At 27.3% G+C, this 275-nt stretch carries 1 protein-coding gene; it reads left to right on the plus strand.

What is annotated here, in order from left to right; genetic code table 11:
* Positions 1–84 precede the first annotated feature (84 nt).
* The coding region (locus tag KQI94_RS16415; protein ID WP_216432243.1) for an rRNA adenine N-6-methyltransferase family protein at positions 85–275 on the plus strand (191 nt) is incomplete at its 3' end.

Genomic DNA, 275 nt, shown 5'->3' on the forward strand with positions numbered 1-275 from the left:
TTTTTAAACAGATAACTAAAATTACAAACAAATCGTTTAACTTCTGTATTTATTTATAGATGTAATCACTTCAGGAGTGATTACATGAACAAAAATATAAAATATTCTCAAAACTTTTTAACGAGTGAAAAAGTACTCAACCAAATAATAAAACAATTGAATTTAAAAGAAACCGATACCGTTTACGAAATTGGAACAGGTAAAGGGCATTTAACGACGAAACTGGCTAAAATAAGTAAACAGGTAACGTCTATTGAATTAGACAGTCATCTATT

Origin of the sequence: Enterococcus sp. S183_ASV_20 (assembly GCF_018919685.1) — a bacterium.
In the GTDB taxonomy this organism is placed as follows: Bacteria; Bacillota; Bacilli; order Lactobacillales; family Enterococcaceae; genus Enterococcus; species Enterococcus faecalis.